3 protein-coding genes are annotated in these 4,902 nt (G+C 66.6%); 2 read left to right on the forward strand and 1 reads right to left on the reverse strand.

The features are described from left to right. Window positions 1–1,936: glycine--tRNA ligase subunit beta (gene glyS, locus DYI24_RS21265; protein ID WP_164573740.1), on the forward strand; the 1,936-nt coding region annotated here is incomplete at its 5' end. A gap of 715 nt (window positions 1,937–2,651) precedes the next feature. Beyond that, window positions 2,652–3,758 carry a hypothetical protein gene (locus tag DYI24_RS21270; RefSeq protein ID WP_164573741.1) on the forward strand — a complete coding sequence of 369 codons (1,107 nt, stop codon included), beginning with the start codon at window positions 2,652–2,654 and terminating at the stop codon, window positions 3,756–3,758. A 13-nt stretch (window positions 3,759–3,771) separates the two neighbouring features. Here the strand turns inward: DYI24_RS21270 and DYI24_RS21275 are convergent. Beyond that, window positions 3,772–4,902: MgtC/SapB family protein (locus DYI24_RS21275; protein WP_164573742.1), on the reverse strand; the 1,131-nt coding region annotated here is incomplete at its 5' end.

Genomic DNA, 4,902 nt, shown 5'->3' on the forward strand with positions numbered 1-4,902 from the left:
GGGCGGCGGGCCGGAGGGGGGGGGGCAGGGCTTTTTGAAGGCCGCGGGCCTCGCCTCGCTCGACGAGGCCAAGATTCAAAAGGACCCGAAGAAGGGTGACTTCTACGTCGCGCTGATCGAGAAGCCGGGCAAGCCTGCGATCGACGTGATCGCCGAATTCCTGCCGGTGATCGTCCGCACCTTCCCGTGGCCGAAGTCGATGCGCTGGGGCGAACGCTCCCGCAAGCCGGGCGCGCTGCAATGGGTGCGGCCGCTGCATTCGATCATCGCGACCTTCGGCATGGAAACCGAAGAGCCCGATGTGGTGCATTTCAACGTCGACGGCATCGAGGCGGGGCAGACCACGCGCGGCCATCGCTTCATGGCCCCGGCCGAATTCAGCGTGCGCCGGTTCGAGGACTACGAGGCCAAGCTGTTCGCCGCCAAGGTCGTGCTCGATTCCGCCCGCCGCAAGGACATTATCCTGGCGGACGCGAAGACGCTGGCGCAGGCGCAGAATTACGAACTGGTCGAGGATCAGGGGCTGCTCGACGAAGTCTCCGGCCTGGTCGAATGGCCGGTGGCGCTGATGGGCTCCTTCGACAAGGACTTCCTGTCGATCCCGGATGAAGTGATCCGCGCCACCATCCGCGCCAATCAGAAGTGCTTCGTGGTCGCCGATCCTGCGACCGGCAAACTCGCCAACAAGTTCATCCTCACCGCGAACATCGAAGCCAGCGATGGCGGCGCCGCGATTACGGCCGGCAACGAGCGCGTGATCCGCGCGCGGCTCTCGGACGCGAAGTTCTTCTACGAGACCGATCTGAAGACCAAGCTGGAAGACCGGCTGCCGAAGTTCGATCAGATCGTGTTCCACGAGAAGCTCGGCACCCAGGCCGAGCGCATCGCCCGCATCGAGCGCTTGGCCGCCGAGATCGCTCCGCTGGTCGGCGCCGATGTCGAGAAGACCAAGCGTGCCGCGAAGCTCTGCAAGGCGGACCTGCTGACCGAGGTCGTCGGCGAATTCCCCGAGCTGCAGGGCTTGATGGGCAAGTACTACGCGCTCGCCCAGGACGAAGACGCGTCGGTCGCCGCAGCGTGCGAGGAACACTACAAGCCGCAGGGCCCGGCCGATCGCGTCCCGACCGATCCGGTCAGCATTGCGGTGGCGCTCGCCGACAAGCTCGACACGCTGGTCGGGTTCTGGGCGATCGACGAGAAGCCGACGGGGAGTAAGGACCCGTATGCGCTGCGGCGCGCGGCGCTGGGGGTGATCAGGCTGTTGCTGGATAACTCACTGCGCTTGCGGTTGCTCGCTTTGGTGTCCGCGCATTCTGCCGTCATGGCCGGGCTTGTCCCGGCCATCCACGACTTGGCTGACAGCAAGAAAGGCGTGGATGCCCGCGACAAGCGCGGGCATGACGACGTCAGTGACAACCTCCTCGCCTTCTTCGCCGACCGCCTGAAAGTCCAACTTCGCGACCAGGGCGCGCGGCACGATCTCGTCGACGCGGTGTTCGCGCTGGAAGGGCAGGACGACATCCTGATGATCGTGCGCCGTGTCGAGGCGCTGGCGGCGTTTCTTGCGACCGACGATGGCAAAAACCTGCTCGCCGGCACCAAGCGCGCCGCCAACATCCTGCGCATCGAGGAGAAGAAGGACGGCCGCGCCTATGATGGCGCGCCGGATGCGTCGCTGTATGCGCAGGACGAGGAGAAGGCGCTGGCGGCTGCGATTGAACGCGCCAAGGCCGATGCCGGTGCCGCCGTCGCTAGGGAAGACTTCGCCGCGGCGATGACGGCGGTGGCGGGCTTGCGCCCGGCGGTCGATGCGTTCTTCGATAAGGTCACGGTCAACGCCGACGACAAGGCCGTCCGTGAGAACCGCCTGAAGCTCTTGAACGAAATCCGCGCCGCAACGCGCGCGGTGGCGGACTTCTCGAAGATCCAGGACTAACGGCGGCTGTTGGTCCGTCGCGCCAGCCGCTGCCACGCCACGTCATTGCCGGGCTCGACCCGGCAATCCATCGTTCTTCCCAAGGTGTCTTCGCAGAAGCGCAACGCGCGTGATGGATGCGCGAGGCGAGCCCGCGCATGACGCCGGGTGTGGGGCAGCCTCCTTGCCGCGGCTGCCGTCACGTCATTCCGGGGCGCTCGCGTCAGCGAGCGAACCCGGAATCCCGATGTGGTCGTGAACGACACCCGCCACGCCCTCGCTGCGTCACCCTTTGCGATAACTGCGAGATTCCGGGTCTGCGTGCTGTCGCACGCATCCCGGAATGACGGTGCTTTTGGCGCAGGTACCGGCGTCTGGCGCTCCACCCCACAGGGGCATTCCGGGGCGCTCGCGTCAGCGAGCGAACCCGGAATCCCGATGTGGTCGTGCACGGCAACCGCCACGCGCCTCGCTGCGTCACCCTTTGCGATAACTGCGAGATTCCGGGTCTGCGTGCTGTCGCACGCATCCCGGAATGACAGTGCTCTTGGCGAAGCGGAGCGCCCCGGAATGACTGAGGGGAGGGCGTGTCCTCGAGGAAGCCCCGCGTCCCCCTCAAAAGCTGCACCGATCAGCAACATTGCGAAACAATTAACCGGTCGTTAACCATGTCCTGACAGGTTGGCTGGCGGTAACGGTTCCTTAACCGTCCTCCTCGGCAGCGGGGCGCAATGCCATGACCAGCATCACCAACGGCTTGAACAATTACGCGCAATACGGTGCCGCCTATGCGCGAACCGCGGGCGCGCAGACCTCGCTAGCCACGATCCTGAACGGCAATGGTGACGATGTGCTGCCGGGTGCCAGCAGCAATGCGGCGACGCAGCTGACGCTGTCGGCGGCCGCGCGGGCGCAGCTCGCCAGCGGCTCGTCGAAGGATTATTCGGCGGTGATCAGCGACAGCCGCACCGCGATCGACAAGCTCTACAAGGCGGCCAATGTCACCGCGCCGTACGACGACAGCGGCAAGCCGAAGATCGACCTGTCCGGGCTCGACCGCCGGGCGCTGTTCGCCATCGCCTCGAACGCCGGCGGCCGGTTCACCGACGCCGAGCAGACGTTGGCGGCGACCACCCGGATCGCGCAGTTCAACGACGCGCTGTCGCCGGCGACTCAGACCGCCAAGCTGATCGGCGACTACAGCACCGTATACAAGGCGGCTGCGAGCTATCTCGACGGCGCCTCGAGCGAAGAGAAAGCGACCGCGACCTGGCAGGCCGAGCGCGCCGCGATCACCAAGGGCCTGGCGGCGACGCAGGCCGATCCGTCGAAGATCCCGGCCGGCATCAGCAACGATCCGGTGGCGGCCTATCTGGCGCGCTATCCGTCCGGCAGCGCCACCACGGCCACGAAGGATTTCGGCAGCGTTGCCAAGCAGGCGCGTGCCACGCTCGACGATCAAGCCGCGCAGGCGACCGCCGCCGGCAAGCTGCTGGTGTACGATCCGGCGCGCAAGACCGGCCAGCAGGCGGATCTGTCGGTGCTCGACAATCGCTCGCTGTCGGCGATCTCGCTCAACAAGGACGACCTGTTCTCGCAGGAAGAGGTGTTCGCCGCCAAGCGCGAGCTCGACGGCCGTAACCGCGCCAGCATCCTCACCGCGCTGAAGCAGAGCCAGACCTCCGGCAATCCGGCGGATTTCAGCCTCGGCCTGCTCAACGCCTATTCGGGCATGAGCGCGGAGGAGCGCACCGCGACCAACTGGACGCCGGCATTCCGCGACAACGCGGTGCAGAGCTACAAAGCGACCACGTCGCTGCTGTCGATGCTGAAGCGCGGCTAGCGCTCGCCGCCGCTCAAGCCGCGATCTTCGCCAGCCACGCCGCCAGGGCGACGCCGGCGATCGCCAAGGCCACCAGTATCACCGCGCTCTGCCAAGTGCGCCGGCCGCCGAACGCCACCGCGTAGGCGGCCTTCAGGACATTGTTGGACGATGCCGCGATCAGCACCGCGATCGCCACCGCATGTTCCCCGATTCCCGCGGTGCCGCCCTGCGCCAAGTTGAGCACGAAGGGATCGATGTCGGAGAAGCCGACAATCGCTGCCAGCCAGTAGATGCCCTGCGTGCCGAATTCGGTTTTGACCCAGGTCGAGGCCAGCGAGATCGCCACGAACAGGGCTGCGAACACCGCCGCGGCGCCGAGTTCGAGCGGGTTCCCGCGCTCCGATGGCTGGGTGGCTTCGCCGCTGGGCGCCTTGATGATGAGGTATTGCAGCGCTGCGATCGCCAAAGCGACCGCCGCCAGCCCCAGCATCGGCGCCGCCAATGCGCGCGCCAGCGTCATGTTGAACACCGCGATCACCACCAGGATGCGCAGGTACATGATGCCGGTCGCCAGCGTGATACCCGCCGTCGCCTGGCGGCGGAACGATTCGCTGACCGCGGCCTGCCGCGCCAGCACCACGGTCGTGGCGGTCGAGGAATACAGCCCGCCGAGGCCTGCCATCCACAGCCCCTGCGCGGCGCGCTGCCAATAGCGCTGCGCCAGATAGCTCGCATAGGACAGTGCCGACACCAGCGTCAGCGCCAGCCAAACCTGCCGTGGCGTGATGCTGGTCAGCGAGGTCACCGGTTCGGCCGGTAGCAATGGCAGCACGACACCGCTGAGGATCAGGAACTGCGCCGCGGTGGTAATCTCGCGGGTATCAACCTTGCGCACCAGCCGATGCAGCCAGTCGCGGCTGGTGAGCAGGATCACCGCCGTGACCGTGATGCCGACCGCGACCCAATGCGGCAGCGCCAGCGCGATCGCCCCGAGCAGATAGGCATGGACGTTGAGCAGCAGCACGACGAGCCCGGCATTGCGTTCGCCCTGGTCGTCGCGCTCGCGCAAATGCACCGTGTAGAAGATCGACAGCCAGACGCCGAGCACCAGCAGGCCGCCGGTGAAGGCGACCAGATGGGTGGGGTCGAGCCAGTACAGAAC

Source organism: Rhodopseudomonas sp. BR0C11 (assembly GCF_010820945.1).
Lineage (GTDB): Bacteria > Pseudomonadota > Alphaproteobacteria > Rhizobiales > Xanthobacteraceae > Rhodopseudomonas > Rhodopseudomonas palustris_H.

Excerpts from the sequence above, each read along its gene's own strand:
- DYI24_RS21270 (WP_164573741.1), top strand. The coding sequence starts at position 2,652 with ATGACCAGCATCACCAACGGCTTGAACAATTACGCGCAATACGGTGCC.